This is a genomic window from Scleromatobacter humisilvae, assembly GCF_023231945.1.
Lineage (GTDB): Bacteria > Pseudomonadota > Gammaproteobacteria > Burkholderiales > Burkholderiaceae_C > Scleromatobacter > Scleromatobacter humisilvae.
Map to the genome: position 1 here is coordinate 128,988 of NZ_JAJLJH010000010.1, position 13,933 is coordinate 142,920.

Genomic DNA, 13,933 nt, shown 5'->3' on the forward strand with positions numbered 1-13,933 from the left:
AGGACAAAAGGGCGCGGCCTGTTGGCTGCGCCCTTCGTCTGTTCTGTCCGGCAGTCGCTGACTCCAGCGCCGCCTGCCTGGCTCGATCAGCGTTCGAGCCGGCGTTTATGTCTCCTCGTACCCCCTTCAGAGTCACGCGCACCTTGTGGGTGCATATGACAAGAAAGTATATGCACTGTATGGGCGCGCTGTAGCGCTGCCCATCGGGGGTTTCCCGCTGTCACAATGCACCAACATCGTTCAGCCGACGTTCATGCGATGTTCAGGTCGTGACTTTTTCGAGGGTCCATTCGGCGGCGCGCTCCGCGATCATCAGCGTCGGCGAGTTGGTGTTGCCGCTGGTGATGTCCGGCATCACGCTGGCGTCGACCACGCGCAGTCCGGCGACGCCGCGCACGCGCAGGCGCGAGTCGAGCACGGCGTCCGGCTCGTTGTCGCGGCCCATGCGGCAGGTGCCGACCGGGTGGAAGATGGTCGTCCCGATGTCGCCGGCCAGGCGGGCGAGCTCGTCGTCGGTCTCGTACTGCGTGCCGGGCTTGACCTCGCGCGGATGGAACGCCGCCAGCGCGGGTTGTGCCGCGATGCGTCGCGTCAGCCGCAGCGAATCGGCGGCGACGCGGCGATCGCCCTCGGTGGCGAGGTAGCGCGGCGCGATCCTCGGCGGCTGCGCCGGGTCCGCCGACGCGATGTGCACCTCGCCGCGCGACTCCGGGTTGAGGTTGCAGACACTGGCCGTGAACGCCTCGAACGCATGCAGCGGCTCGCCGAAGGCGTCGAGCGACAAGGGCTGCACGTGGTACTCGAGGTTGGCCCAGCGTCTCGATGGATCCGAGCGCGTGAAGGCGCCGAGCTGCGAGGGCGCCATGCTCATCGGACCGCTGCGCGAGAGCGCGTATTCGGCCGCGATGCGCGCCTTGCCCACCAGCGTGGCCGACAGCGTGTTGAGCGTGCGCGTGTTGTCAACGGCGAACACCGCGCGCACCTGCAGGTGGTCCTGCAGGTTGCCGCCGACGCCGGGCAGCTCGTGGCGCGGCGTCACTCCGGCCGCCTTCAGGCGCGCGCCATCGCCGATGCCCGAGAGCTGCAGGATCTGCGGCGAGCCGATCGCCCCGGCCGCCAGCAGCACCTCGCCGCGGCAGCGCACCTGCACCGGCGCGTCGCTGCCGATGCGCAGCTCGACGCCGCGCGCGGCGAGCTGGCCGGGCTCGCCCTCGAGGATCAGCCGCGTGACGTGCGCGCCCGTCAGCACCTGCAAGTTCGCGCGCTTCAGCGCCGGCCGCAGGAAGGCCTTGGCCGCGTTCCAGCGCACGCCGCGGCGCTGGTTGACCTCGAAATAGCCCACGCCTTCGTTGTCGCCGCGATTGAAGTCGTCGATGGCCGGGATGCCGGCCTGCACCGCGGCCTGCGCGAAGGCGTCAAGGATGGGCCACGACAAGCGCTGCTTCTCGACGCGCCATTCGCCGCCGCTGCGGCGTCCGCTCGCATCGTGGCCCGGGCCGGCGTGCAGCGGCGGGGCGTCGCCGCGCCAGTGGTCCTCGTGGCGCAGGAAGTAGGGCAGGCAGGCCTCCCATCGCCAGGCCGGGTCGCCGGTGCGCTGGGCCCAGCCGTCGTAGTCGCGTGCCTGGCCGCGCATGTAGATCATGCCGTTGATGCTGGACGAGCCGCCCAGCACCTTGCCGCGCGGATAGCGCAGCACGCGGCCGTTGAGGCCCGGGTCGGGCTCGGTCTTGTACAGCCAGTCGGTGCGCGGGTTGCCGATGCAATACAGGTAGCCGACCGGGATGTGGATCCAGTGGTAGTCGTCGCGCCCGCCGGCCTCGACCAGCAGCACGCGGTGGCGCGGATCCGCCGACAGCCGGTTGGCCAGCAGGCAGCCGGCGGTGCCGGCGCCGATCACGATGAAGTCGAACGGGTCGCCGAGGTGCATGGAGGCGCATCTTAGCGAGGCGGGGGTGTCCTTGTCGTGCTCGCTGGACCACATGCTGAACCAGGCGTCCAGCCACGAGGCGTCGCGCCGGCGCGCGGCGGCGGTCATTCGCAGCCTCCGTGCATGAACAGGTCCATCACCATGAGCGCCGCGGGGATCGAGAGCAGCAACAGGACGGCGACGCCGACCTCGGCGACGGCGTCGCGATAGTCGAACCGGAACCAGGAGACCAGCGCCATCCCGAGCGAGTACACCGCGCCCAGCAGCTGCAGGCCGATGCCGGGAAGCAGCAGCAGGCCGGCCCAGTCGTCGTTGCAGACGGCGCTCAGCCCGCTGCCTGCCGCCACCACGAGGAATGCGGCGGTGATCGCGTAGCGGATCCAGGCCCGGCGCCAGCGCGGGAAGGATGTCGCGGTCATCGCGCGCCCGCCGCGGCAGGCGGCGCCTCTGCGGCCGAGGCGTCCTCCAGCGTCGCCGGATGCGCGTGGCCGACCTTCATCAGCGTCGCCGCGGCGGCGACCAGCGCGGCCGCCAGCAGCAGCGCGCCCAGCGCCTCGCGCCAGCGCCCGCGCGCGGCGCGCACGCTCGCGCGCGCCCCGGCGTGCGCCGCGAGCAGCAGGTCGACGACGCCGGCCAGCGCGATCCACGCATGCAGCGGCGCCGACCATCCCGGCACCGCGCGCAGGATCACGGCGACCAGCGCGACGAAGATCGCGATCAGCACGTGCGCCGTCCACCAGTCGCCGTCGCCGGCCGCGGGCTCGCGCGCAATCACGACGCGATCTCCCGCGCGTCGCGTGCGCCGGCGTTCGTCCTCAGCCGCGCGAACAGCGCGTACCAGTCGATCCGCCGCGTCAGCATCATCACCGTGGCGAGCGCCGCGAACAGCATCACCGAGCCGATGACCAGCGCGTTCTGTTCCATCTGCAGCAGCGCGTACAGCAGGCCGTAAAGCAGCGCGATGCCGATGCCGAACAGCAGGCCCGCGAGCCGGCGTCCCAGCATGGACGTCGCGTAGGCCCCCAGCAGCAGCGCGCACGCCAAGGCCGCCGCGGCGTAGGCCTGCTCGAACGGCAGGTGCTCCGACAGCGACAGCAGCAACAGGAAGAACAGCGACAGCGCCAGGCCCACCAGTGCGTACTGCACCGGGTGCACGCGGCGGCCCGACAGCACCTCGATCAGGCCGACGGCGACGAAGGTCAGCACGATGAACAGCAGGTCGTACTTGATCGCGCGGTCGCTCAGCACGTAGGGGTTGATCGGGTCGATGAAGGCCACGCTCATCAGGTCGAGGCACTTGTCGGACTTCGCACTGCCGTCCTCGGCATAGTCGCCCCCGCCCGCGGCCGGCGCACACAGGCTCAGCGCGCGACGGATGTCGGTCGGCGCCGTGGTGGCGAAGGCCGACAGGTTCCAGCTGGCGTCGAATCCGTTGGCGCGCACGTCGCGCGTCGCGGGCAGGAACTGGCCGCCGAAGGACGGGTGCGGCCAATCCGAATGCAGCGTCCAGTGCGTGCTGCCGGCCGCTGGCACCCAAGCCAGCTGGCCGGTGCCCACGAGGTCGAGGTCGATGTGCACGGCCATCGCCTGGACGGCGGCCTCGTCGACGCGCGCCGCCGGCAGCCTCGTGTGCAATCCGCTCGCGTACGCGGAGCCGGCGGTGCCGGGCTCGACCGCCTGCGCGTGGCCGTCGATGGTGATGGGGGCGCTCAGCGCGCCGCGCACGTCGGACACGCTCACCAGCAGCACGGGCGCATCGCACGTGAGGCGCCCGCCAGGGTGCTCGGCGTGCGGCTGCAGCGGCGCGAGGTGGGTGAACTCGGCGTCGACCGCGAAGCGGCCCTTCCACGCGTTGACCTTGAACAGGCCGCGCCACATCGGGTCGGCCTGGGTCGTCGCCGCAATGGACAGGCGATCGGGCACCTGCTGCAGCCGGAAGTCGCGCGACGCCGCCGCGACCGTACGGTTGGCGCCCTCGCCGACCACCGACTCCCACGACTCGGAGCAGGCGCGCTCCAGGACCGGCCCGAGGATCGCCTGCGCCGCGGCGTGCGAGTGCTCGACGCTGCGCACGGCCTCTTCGCCGCGAGCCTTGCGCTCGTAGACCAGGCCCTCGATGCGCATCAGCACGACCATCAACATCAGGCCCACGAGCGCGATCGCGCCCACCTTGGCCAGCAACGGAAACTTCATCGTTCGCTCCTCCTGCGCCATGCCGGCGCGACAGCCGCGACGATGCCGTCAGGCTGTGAGGACGCGATGAGGTTTGTGTGGCGAGCGTGAAGTCAGGCGGCCGCCGGCAGCCGCAGCGTCACGAGCAGGCCCGGCGACGCGTGCTGGAAGGAGACGCTGCCGCCATGCAGCGCCGCCGCCTGGCGCACGATGGCCAGGCCCAGCCCGCTGCCGCGGCGGCCGTCGCGCGGCCGCGGCAGCGAGAAGAAGCGCTGGCCCAGCTGCGGCAACGCGAAGTCGGACACCCCCGGCCCGGTGTCGCGCATCGTGAACACCGCCTCCGCGCCGACGCGGCGCAGCGACGCCGTGATGGACGTGCCCTCGGGCGCGAAGTCCAGCGCGTTGGACCACAGATTGGAGAACAGCAGCTTGAGCGATTCGGGGTCGCCGGCCAGCGTGACGTCGGCGCGCGATTCCCACACCAGCCCGACGCCGCGCTGGATCGCCAGCGGCACGTGCGACGTCGCGACCTCGTCGATCAGCGCCAGCAGCACGATGGGCTGCGGATTGGCGATCGCGCGCTGGCCCTCGAGCCGCGAGAGCTCCAGCATGCGGTCGACCAGGTCGCGCAGGCGCAGCGACTGCTCCTGGATCTGCCGCGCGAAGCGCTCGCGGTCGTCGGCGGGCAACTCGTCGCCCAGCAGCTCGGCCGCGCCCTGGATCGCCGTCAGCGGGCTCTTGAGCTCGTGCGTCAGCGCGCGCACGGTGTGCTCGAGACGCTCGCGATCCTCCAGCCGTTCGCGCATCTCGTCGACGGCCACGGCCAGGTCGCCGAGCTCGCCCGGCAGCTTCGGCACGGGAACGCGCTCGCCGGCGTGCACGTGCGTCGCGTAGGCCTTCAGCTGGCGCACGGCGCGCACCATCCACAGCGTCACCAGCACGCCGACCACGGCCGACAGCCCCAGCAGCCAGAATCCGGCGACCAGGATGCGCCGCTGCGCGCGGTCGATGAACTGCTGCACGGTGGCCAGCGGCTTGCCGACCGTGACGACGCCGATCACGCGGGCGCCGTCGCGCACCGGCGCGGCGACGTACATCACGGAGCTGGCGTCGTCCTCGGGCACGCTGCGCGTGGCGCGGGCGCCGTACTGGCCGCGCAGCGTCAGGTAGACGTCGCGCCATTTCGAATAGTCGGCGCCGAGCGCGGAACGGGCGGCGGCGGCCGGCGGCGCGGCTTCGGGGCCGAAGCCCGAGTCGAGGACGACGCGGCCGGTGGCGTCGGTCACGTAGACGCGCAGGTCCAGCGTGCGCTTGTGCAGGCCCCAGATCTGGATGTCGACCGGACGCCGGCGATACGCCGCGACCTGCTGCGCCAGCCGCGAGTCCTGCAGCGTGCCGCCGGGCGGCATCGCGCGCAGGTCGGCGGCGGCCTGCTCGGCGAGCAGGTTGGCGGTGTCGACGAGCACGTCCTCCATCACCTCGCGCGCGCTCGGCTTGACCTCGCTCTCGAAGACCTGGAGCGCGAAGAAGCCGGCGAGGCCGACGATGACGAAGAATGCGAACAGCAGTCGCAGGCCGAGACGCATCGGAGGCAATCAGCGTGAAGCGGGTTCGAGGGAGTAGCCCATGCCCCGATGCGTGGCGATCGGTTCCAGCTCAGGGCGCACCGCGCGCAGTTTGGCACGCAGCGTCTTGACGTGGGTATCGACGGTGCGATCGGTGGCGTCGCCGTCGGCGCCCCAGACCTCGTCGAGCAGCGCCTCGCGCGAGCGTATGCGCCCGGGCGTGCGCAGCAGCGCGCGCAGCAGGCCGAATTCGAGCCGCGTGAGTGCGAGCCACTGGCCGGCGAAGCGGATGCGCTGGCCCTCGGCGTCCAGTTCGAACAGCCCGGCCGCGGCCGGCGGCGCGGCCGCGGGCGCCAGCGCCGCGCGCCGCAGCAGCGCACGCACGCGGGCCACGAGTTCGCGCGGGCTGAACGGCTTGGTCAGGTAGTCGTCGGCGCCCAGCTCGAGGCCGACCACGCGGTCGAGCTCCTCGGCGCGCGCCGTCAGCATCAGGATGGGCAGCGCGCGCAGCGCGTCGTTGCCGGACTGGCGCCACTCGCGGCACAGGTCCAGGCCACTGCCGTCCGGCAACCCGACATCCAGGATCGCCAGCGCCGGCAACACGGCCGCCGCGGACGCGCGCGCGGCGCCGACCAGCAGCACGTGGTCGACCGCCAGCCCCTCGCGCTCCAGCGCGAAGGCGACGGTGCCGGCGATGGCCGGGTCGTCCTCGAGAAGCAGGATGCGGGCGTTCACTGGAGCCCCTCCCGCGCCGGGTACGGTGCTCCGTCCGAGGGGACTGCGGGCCTTCTTGGGGAGGCCCGGCGCACGGCCCGCAAACAGGCTGACGCAGGATGTCTCAATGCGGCACGCCCCCGGCCAGCGCCGGGAAGAGCTTCGTCAGGCCGTCGGACAGCAGTTCGACCGCCATGGCCGCCAGGATCAGGCCCATCAGCCGCGTCATCACGTTGATGCCGGTGCGGCCCAGCAGCCTGGCGATGCGGCCGGCGGCCGCGAACGACGCGAACGTGGCCGCGCCGATGACGACGCCGTAGCCGACCAGCACGGCGTGCTCGAACAGCGTGCGCGTCTTGTCGGCGTAGATGACCATCGTCGAGATCGTGGCCGGCCCGGTCAGCAGCGGGATCGTCAGCGGCACGATGGCGATGGAGTCGCCGGCGTCGGCCTTGGCCTGGCCGTCGCCGACATCCGAGCCGCGGCTCTCGGCCTGCTGCGCGTTGAGCATGTTCATCGACGAGACCAGCAGCAGCAGCCCGCCGCCGACCTGGAACGACGCGATGGTGATGCCGAAGAACTCGATGATCTGCAGGCCGGCGATCGCGCTCGTCGCGATCACGGTGAACGACGCGATCGACGCGACGCGCACGGTGCGCTTGCGCTGCTCGCGCGTCAGGTTCTGCGTGAAATGCAGGAAGAACGGAATCGCGCCGATCGGGTTGACGATCGCCAGCAGGGCGACGAGCGGCTTGAGCAGGTGCAGATCCATGGGTGCGATTCTCGCTGCGGCCGAGTCGATTGGCGCAACGAAGTTCCGTCGCGCGTTCTCGACAGGCGGCGCGATTGCGGGAAAACCCGTTGTCCAAACCGCCGCCAAATGCTCGAAATCGGCCTCTTTCACCTAGAAAGTGGGGGGTTCAACGTCGCGAAACGACAAAACAACAATTTCCTTGACTGCGCTTTGCGTTTCGTGATTTGTTAGGCTCATAATCATTCCAGGGCAGCGGTTGCTTCGCGCGACTGTCTCCCGTTGATGCTGTGTCTGGTTGCGGCGCCTTCGCTTGATGGATCACGCTGGGTTGAAGCTCCACATAGTTTTTTATCTTTGAAAGGGCTTTCCCAGTGGGAAACAAACTGTACGTAGGCAACCTGGCCTATAGCGTCCGCGACGAGTCACTGCAAGAGTCTTTCAGCCAATTCGGTACCGTCACGTCCGCCAAGGTCATGATGGATCGCGAAACCGGTCGTTCCAAGGGCTTCGGCTTCGTGGAAATGGGCTCGGACGCTGAAGCGCAAGCAGCCATCAATGGCATGAATGGCCAACCCCTGGAAGGCCGTCCCCTGGTCGTCAACGAAGCACGTCCGCGCGAAGAGCGTCCGGGCGGCTTCAGCGGCGCCCCGCGCAGCCCGTACGGCGGCGGTGGCCGCTCCGGCGGCGGTGGTGGCGGCGGCTACGGCGGTGGTGGCGGTGGCGGCTACGGTGGTGGCGGCGGCGGCGGTGGCCGCTCCGGTGGTGGCGGCGGCTACGGCGGCGGCGGCGGTGGCCGTTCCGGCGGCGGCGGCGGCTACGGCGGTGGCGGTGGTGGCCGCGGCGGCTACTGAGCACCGGCTCTCTGTTACTGACACGCATCTGTCGGTTTGAATGAATCAAGCCCAGGCGCCTTTCGGCGCCTGGGCTTTTTTCATGGGCCGCGGCGCATCTCCAGCCAGACGCACGGCGTCGGCGGAACCGCGGGCATCAATACCCTGATTGCGGGATGCGACGCACGCGTGGGCGCTCAGTTGCCTGAAAATCGCATCGGACACCGGCACACTGGCGCCACGGACATGGCTCGGACGCTTAGCGAGCGCTCACTGTGCCTTTCGCGCTTTGCGCCCGCGGCCGGAGACGGCGCGGTCATATATCCAGTCGGGCAGTATCCGCAGGACGCGCGCCAGCATTCCCATCTGCCAGGGAATCACGCGCAGCCCCACGCCCGCGGCAATCGCGTCCAATGCCTGGCGCGCGAATTTGTCGGCCGGCATCAGGAATGGCATGGAGTATGAATTGCCGCGCGTCAGCGGGGTATCGATATACCCGGGCGCGATCGTCACGACGCGCACCCCGAACGGCCGGCATTCGACGCGCAGGCTCTCGCACAAACTGATCACGCCCGCCTTGCTGAGCGAATAGGCCGCATGGCCCGGCAGCCCGCGGATGCCCGCCACGCTCGCGATGCCCACCAGGCGGCCGCTGCGCCGCGCGCACATCGGCGCGATGAACGGCTGGAAGGTGGCGGCCAGGCCGAGGTCGTTGGTCTCGATGACGGCACGCAGCACCTCGAGGTCGGCCTCGACGCCCAGGTCGACGCCGACGCTGATGCCGGCGCTCGCGATGACGACGTCCGGCAGCCCCTGCGCCTCGATGCACGCGCGGCCGGCCGCCACCATCGCGGCCATGTCGCGCGCATCGGCCACGTAGACCGTCGCCCTCTCGGACGACCAGCCCTGCGCCGCGACCCAGGTCCGCATCTCGTCGCCGCGCCGTGCGACCAGCGCCAGCCGGCCGCCGCGGCGCGCCCATTCGAGCGCCATCGCCTGGCCGATCCCGCTGGACGCCCCGGTGATGAACAGCAGTGGCGCCGTCATTTCTGGGCGGCGCTTTTGCTCGCCACCGACTTGCGCAGGGCCGACTGCATCAACGCGTGCACGTTGCCGTGCAGCGTGAGCAGCCGCGTGTTGTCGTCGTATTCCAGGCCATCGGCGTTGAACTCGCTGTCGCCCTGGCGCACGATGACCATGTATTTCGAGTCGAGCTGGCGCAGCTTCGGGAACGCGTGCAGGTGCTCGCCGTTCATCCGGATCGGCAGTTCGCCCGGGGCTTCCGAGACGACCTGGCCCTGGCCGTCCAGCCACACCTCGCTGCTGTCGCCGCGCGCGCGGCCGTGCAGCGCGGTGGCGATCATGCGGCGGCCGTCCGGCTCGGTGGTGACGACGCGGATCTGCTCGACCTCCATGATGTCGTCGTCGGGGAAGTGCTGCATGTGCTCGCCCTGGATCTCCACCTTCAGCGCACCGGCGGGGTCGAAGCGCTGCAGGTCGAACTGGTCGAGCGTGTAGTCGGCCTCGTGCTTGACCACGGCCGGCCCCGACGGCGCCAGCAGTCCGGGCGTGTTCTTGGCGATCAGCCAGGTGCCGAGCGCCAGGCCCACCATCAGCATCAGCGGCAGGTAGCCGACGACCCGCTCGCGCGTGCGCACCGGCCAGCTGAGCGGCGTGCGGCGCTGCTGGTCGTCCAGCGGCGGATGCAGCGGACTGAGCGCGACCGGCACTTCCGGCAGGTCGGGGATGTGGAGTTCGGCCTTCATCGGCGGCTTACCTGGCGTCCAGCGTCACCAGCAGCTTGGTCATCAGCGGCGCGTACAGGCCGTTGGCCATCAGCAGCAGGTCGCAGAACTCGCGCGCGGCGCCGCGTCCGCCCTCGCGGGCCGTCACGTAGTGCGCGGCGCCGGTGGCCTCCGCGTGCGCGTCCGCGGGCGCGCACGCGAAGCCGGCGTTGGCGAACAGCGGCAGGTCGGGCCAGTCGTCGCCGATCACGGCGACGTCGCCCCAGTCGACGCCCAGCGCCTGCAGGATCTCGTTGGCGGCGGCCACCTTGTCGGACGCCCCGAAGGCGGCGTGCGGCAGCCCCAGGTCGGACACGCGGCGCCGAACCGCCGGCGAATCGCGCCCGGTGATGACGATCGGCGTGATCCCGCCCTTGCGCAGCATCAGCAGCCCCTGGCCATCGAGCACGTTGAAGTTCTTCAGCGTCTCGCCGGCCTCGGTGATCCAGATCGTGCCGTCGGTGAGAACGCCGTCGACGTCGAAGATCGCGGCCTTGATGCCGCTGCCCTCGCCCTGCGCCTTCACGAGCACGTCGGGCGGGAAGCTCAGGTGCGATTTCGGTGTGGCCGTCATCAGATCACCTTCGCGCGCAGCAGGTCGTAGGTGTTGAGCGCGCCCACGAGCTCGCCCTTGCCGTCGACCACCAGCAGGCTCGTGATGCGATGGCGCTCCATCAGGTCGGCGGCGTCGACGGCCAGCGCGCCCGAGCGGATCAGGTGCGGGCGCGGATGCATCACCTCGTGCGCGACGCGTTGGCGCAGGTCGGCGCCGGTCTCGATCAGGCGGCGCAGGTCGCCGTCGGTGAAGATACCCACCGGCGTATGGCCCTCGACGATGGCCGCGAGGCCCAGGCCCTTGCTCGACATCTCCTGCAGCAGCGCCGAGAAGCTCGCGTCGCGCGCGACGCGCGGCACGCCGTCGCCGGTGCGCATCAGGTCGGACACGTGCGTGAGCAGCTTGCGGCCGAGGGCGCCGCCGGGGTGCGACAGCGCGAAGTCCTCCTCGCGGAAGCCGCGCGCGTCGAGCAGCGCCACCGCGAGCGCGTCGCCCATGGCCATCTGCGCCGTGGTGCTGGCCGTCGGCGCGAGGTCCAGCGTGCAGGCCTCCTTGTCGACCGCGCAGGACAGCACGATGTCGCAGACCTTGGCCAGCGACGAGTCGGACCGCCCGGTGAGCGCGACGAGCGTCACGCCCAGGCGCCGCAGCGCCGGGATGATGGCGCTCAGCTCGCTGGACTCGCCCGAGTTCGAGATCAGCAGGCAGACGTCGCCCGAGGTCACCATGCCGAGGTCGCCGTGCGCCGCCTCGGCCGGATGCACGAAGAACGACGGCGTGCCGGTGGACGCCAGCGTGGCGGCGATCTTGCGGCCCACGTGGCCGCTCTTGCCCATGCCCATGACGACGACACGGTGCTCGCAGCGCAGGATGGTCTCGACCGCCCGCGCGAACTCGGCGGTCAGTCGCCGCTGCATGCCCAGCAGGGCGTCGGCCTCGATCTGGAAGGTCTGGCGGGCCAGGTGCAATGCGCGTTCGGCGTCGAACGGCAAGTCGTTTGTCAAAGTGGGCTGCCTGTGTTCTAGGATGGAGGTGATTCTAGTGTCCCGGCTCCTTTCGGGTAGGGCGCTGGACCACCCTCCACCCGCGCGGCCATCCGCCGCGTCCAACCCGGTGCCGCATGGCCTCGACCCTCGAGCTCGTCCTGTTGTACCTGGCCGCCGCCATCGCGGGCGTCGTCGGCTTTCGCATGCTGCGGCTGCCGCCGGTGCTGGGCTACCTCGTCGCGGGCGTCATCATCGGTCCGAACGCGCTGCAGCTGGCGCACGACACCGCGGGCGTGCGCGCGCTGGCCGAGTTCGGCGTCGTGTTCCTGATGTTCGTGATCGGGCTGGAGTTCAACCTGCCCAAGCTGCGCGCGATGCGCACGCTGGTCTTCGGGCTCGGCGCGTCGCAGGTCGTCCTGACCATCGTCGGCGCGATGGGCGGCAACCTGGCGCTGACCTGGCTCTTCGCGCTGTTCGGGCGCCACTGGGATCTCTCCTGGCAGGCCGCCGCCGTCCTCGGCAGCGCGATGGCGATGTCCAGCACGGCGCTGGTCGTCAAGCTGATGGCCGAGCGGCTGGAGCTCGAGAGCGAGCACGGACGCCGCGTGATGGGCGTGCTGCTGTTCCAGGACCTGGCCGTCGTGCCGCTGCTGGTCATCATCCCGGCCCTCGGCGGCGACACCAAGGACCTGCTCAAGACGCTGGTGCCCGCCGTCATCAAGGCCGTCGTCGTGCTGGCGGTGCTGCTGTCCGGAGGCCAGAAGGTGATGAAGTGGTTCCTCACCGCCATCTCGCGGCGCAAGAGCGACGAGCTGTTCATGCTGAGCCTGCTGGGCGTGACGCTGGGGCTGGCGGCCGTCACCGAGCTGGCCGGCCTGTCGCTCGCGCTCGGCGCGTTCGTCGCCGGCATGCTGATCGCCGAGACCGAATACAAGCACCAGGTCGAGACCGACATCCGGCCGTTCCACGACGTGCTGCTGGGCCTGTTCTTCATCACGATCGGCATGAAGCTCGACTGGCACACGCTGGCCGACGAGTGGGGCCTCGTGATCGTGCTGACGACGCTGCCCATCCTCGTGAAGGCCGGGCTGGTGGCCGGCCTGGCGCGCATCTTCGGCGGCGCGCCGGGCGTGGCGCTGCGCACCGGGCTCTACCTCGCGCAGGCCGGCGAGTTCGGCTTCGTGCTGCTGACGCTGGGCACCGACAACCAGGTGCTGCCCGAGCGCTGGGTCGCGCCGGTGCTGGCCAGCATGGTGCTGTCGATGCTGGCGTCGCCGTTCCTGATCCTCTACGCCAACCGAATCGTGATGAAGCTGGCGAGCAGCGACTGGCTGATGCAGTCGGTGGCGCTGACGTCGATCGCCAAGCGCGCGATCACCACCGAGAAGCACGTGATCATCTGCGGCTACGGCCGCTCCGGCCAGAACCTGGCGCGCATGCTGGAGGTCGAGCGCATCCCGTTCATGGCGCTCGATCTGGACCCCGACCGCGTGCGCCAGGCCGCGGCCGCCGGCCAGAACGTCGTCTTCGGCGACGCGGCGCGCCTGTCCAGCCTGATGGCTGCCGGCCTCGCGCGCGCCAGCGCCGTCGTCTGCAGCTACCACGACACCCCCTCCGCGCTGAAGGTGCTGCACCTCGTGCAGACGCATGCGCCGCGCGTGCCGGTGATCGTGCGCACGATCGACGACACGGATCTCGAGGCGCTCAAGGCCGCCGGCGCCACCGAGGTCGTGCCCGAGGCGATCGAGGGCTCGCTGATGCTGGCCTCGCACGCGCTGGCGCTGGTGGGCGTGCCGATGCGGCGCGTCATCCGCCTCGCGCGCGACGCGCGCGAGGCGCGCTACGGCCTGCTGCGCGGTTTCTTCCACGGCGCCGACGACGACGAGGCCGGCGACCAGCAACAGGCGCGACTCGCCAGCGTCACGATCCCGGCCAACGGCGCGGCGGCGGGCCGCACGCTGGGCGAGACGGGCGTCGACGCCGACGGCGTGCACGTGGTGTCGCTGCGGCTGTCCAACGGCCGCGTGCTGCCGCCCAACCCCGATCAGCGCCTGGCCGCGGGCGACACGCTGGTGCTGGCGGGCATGCCCGATCCCTTGCAGGCCGCGGAAGAAAGGCTGACGACCGGCGCCTGATCAGGCCACCGGCGTGCCGCGCTCCAGCGTGCCGCGCATGCGCTCGGCCATCACCGCGCCGGAAGCGCGCAGGATCTCGTAGGCGAGCTCGGGCTGGCTGGCCAGCATCTCGTCGAGACGCGGACGGCTCAGTGCCCAGACGATGCTCGGCGCGATCGCGTCGACCTGCGCCATGCGCATCGTCTCGCCGAACAACGCCGGCTCGCCGACGATGGCGCCCGCGCGCAGCAGCGCGATCTTGGCCGCCGACGTCGCCGTGCCGCGCACGTAGACCTGCAGGGTGCCCGACTCGAGGAAATACATCGTGCGATCGGAGTCGCCCTGGTAGATCAGGACGTCGCCGCCCCGCATCTCGCGACGGATCAGGTACGAGCCCACCACGCGCCAGTTCTCCGGCGAAAAGCGCGGCCGGAACGCGTCGTACGCGTTCAGCGTGTGGATGGCCTGGACCAGGTTTGCAACGTTCATTCTTGGAATCCTCACCCGACGACGCCACTCCCTCCCAAGCTG

At 70.8% G+C, this 13,933-nt stretch carries 14 protein-coding genes; 2 read left to right on the plus strand and 12 right to left on the minus strand.

Features of this window, described 5'->3' with window-relative positions; genetic code table 11:
* Nucleotides 1-262: 262 nt before the first annotated feature.
* From LPC04_RS24135 to LPC04_RS24165, 7 genes are all read right to left on the minus strand, one after another.
* Entirely contained in the window at nt 263-1,927 is a 1,665-nt protein-coding gene (locus tag LPC04_RS24135) for a GMC family oxidoreductase (protein WP_275684949.1), read from the minus strand.
* Nucleotides 1,928-2,031: 104 nt separating this feature from the next.
* On the minus strand, nt 2,032-2,346 hold the full coding sequence (locus LPC04_RS24140) for a hypothetical protein (RefSeq protein ID WP_275684862.1): 315 nt from the start codon (nt 2,344-2,346) through the stop codon (nt 2,032-2,034).
* The gene (locus tag LPC04_RS24145; protein ID WP_275684863.1) at nt 2,343-2,702 is read right to left on the minus strand and encodes a hypothetical protein; all 360 of its coding nucleotides are present in this window, start codon (nt 2,700-2,702) and stop codon (nt 2,343-2,345) included. Before LPC04_RS24145 ends, LPC04_RS24140 begins: the two co-directional genes overlap by 4 nt.
* Nucleotides 2,699-4,120, minus strand: a complete 1,422-nt coding sequence (gene creD / locus LPC04_RS24150; protein ID WP_275684864.1) for a cell envelope integrity protein CreD — start codon at nt 4,118-4,120, stop codon at nt 2,699-2,701. Before creD ends, LPC04_RS24145 begins: the two co-directional genes overlap by 4 nt.
* Nucleotides 4,121-4,212: 92 nt before the next feature.
* Entirely contained in the window at nt 4,213-5,685 is a 1,473-nt protein-coding gene (creC, locus tag LPC04_RS24155) for a two-component system sensor histidine kinase CreC (protein ID WP_275684865.1), read from the minus strand.
* A 9-nt stretch (nt 5,686-5,694) separates the two neighbouring features.
* On the minus strand, nt 5,695-6,399 hold the full coding sequence (gene creB / locus LPC04_RS24160) for a two-component system response regulator CreB (RefSeq protein WP_275684866.1): 705 nt from the start codon (nt 6,397-6,399) through the stop codon (nt 5,695-5,697).
* A 103-nt stretch (nt 6,400-6,502) separates the two neighbouring features.
* Nucleotides 6,503-7,144 (minus strand): MarC family protein, encoded by a 642-nt coding sequence (locus LPC04_RS24165; protein WP_275684950.1) that lies wholly within the window; start codon nt 7,142-7,144, stop codon nt 6,503-6,505.
* Between the two features lie 359 nt (nt 7,145-7,503).
* Between LPC04_RS24165 and LPC04_RS24170 the strand changes: the two genes are divergently transcribed.
* The gene (locus tag LPC04_RS24170) at nt 7,504-7,983 is read left to right on the plus strand and encodes an RNA recognition motif domain-containing protein (protein WP_275684867.1); all 480 of its coding nucleotides are present in this window, start codon (nt 7,504-7,506) and stop codon (nt 7,981-7,983) included.
* 249 nt (nt 7,984-8,232) lie between these two features.
* On the opposite strand, the gene LPC04_RS24175 is transcribed toward LPC04_RS24170, so the two are convergent.
* Genes LPC04_RS24175 through LPC04_RS24190 form a run of 4 tightly spaced genes read right to left on the minus strand, consistent with a single transcriptional unit; the run spans nt 8,233 to nt 11,306 of the window.
* The gene (locus LPC04_RS24175; RefSeq protein ID WP_275684868.1) at nt 8,233-9,009 is read right to left on the minus strand and encodes an SDR family oxidoreductase; all 777 of its coding nucleotides are present in this window, start codon (nt 9,007-9,009) and stop codon (nt 8,233-8,235) included.
* On the minus strand, nt 9,006-9,728 hold the full coding sequence (lptC, locus tag LPC04_RS24180; protein WP_275684869.1) for an LPS export ABC transporter periplasmic protein LptC: 723 nt from the start codon (nt 9,726-9,728) through the stop codon (nt 9,006-9,008). Before lptC ends, LPC04_RS24175 begins: the two co-directional genes overlap by 4 nt.
* Nucleotides 9,729-9,735: 7 nt before the next feature.
* A complete protein-coding gene (locus tag LPC04_RS24185; protein ID WP_275684870.1) occupies nt 9,736-10,320 on the minus strand; it encodes a KdsC family phosphatase in 585 nt (194 codons plus the stop codon).
* On the minus strand, nt 10,320-11,306 hold the full coding sequence (locus tag LPC04_RS24190) for a KpsF/GutQ family sugar-phosphate isomerase (RefSeq protein ID WP_275684871.1): 987 nt from the start codon (nt 11,304-11,306) through the stop codon (nt 10,320-10,322). The genes LPC04_RS24185 and LPC04_RS24190 overlap by 1 nt, the downstream gene beginning before the upstream one ends.
* A 116-nt stretch (nt 11,307-11,422) precedes the next feature.
* Between LPC04_RS24190 and LPC04_RS24195 the strand changes: the two genes are divergently transcribed.
* Nucleotides 11,423-13,423: a monovalent cation:proton antiporter family protein gene (locus LPC04_RS24195; protein ID WP_275684872.1), complete on the plus strand. Its 2,001-nt coding sequence runs from the start codon at nt 11,423-11,425 to the stop codon at nt 13,421-13,423.
* On the opposite strand, the gene LPC04_RS24200 is transcribed toward LPC04_RS24195, so the two are convergent.
* Entirely contained in the window at nt 13,424-13,891 is a 468-nt protein-coding gene (locus LPC04_RS24200) for a cyclic nucleotide-binding domain-containing protein (RefSeq protein WP_275684873.1), read from the minus strand.
* Between the last annotated feature and the right edge of the window lie 42 nt (nt 13,892-13,933).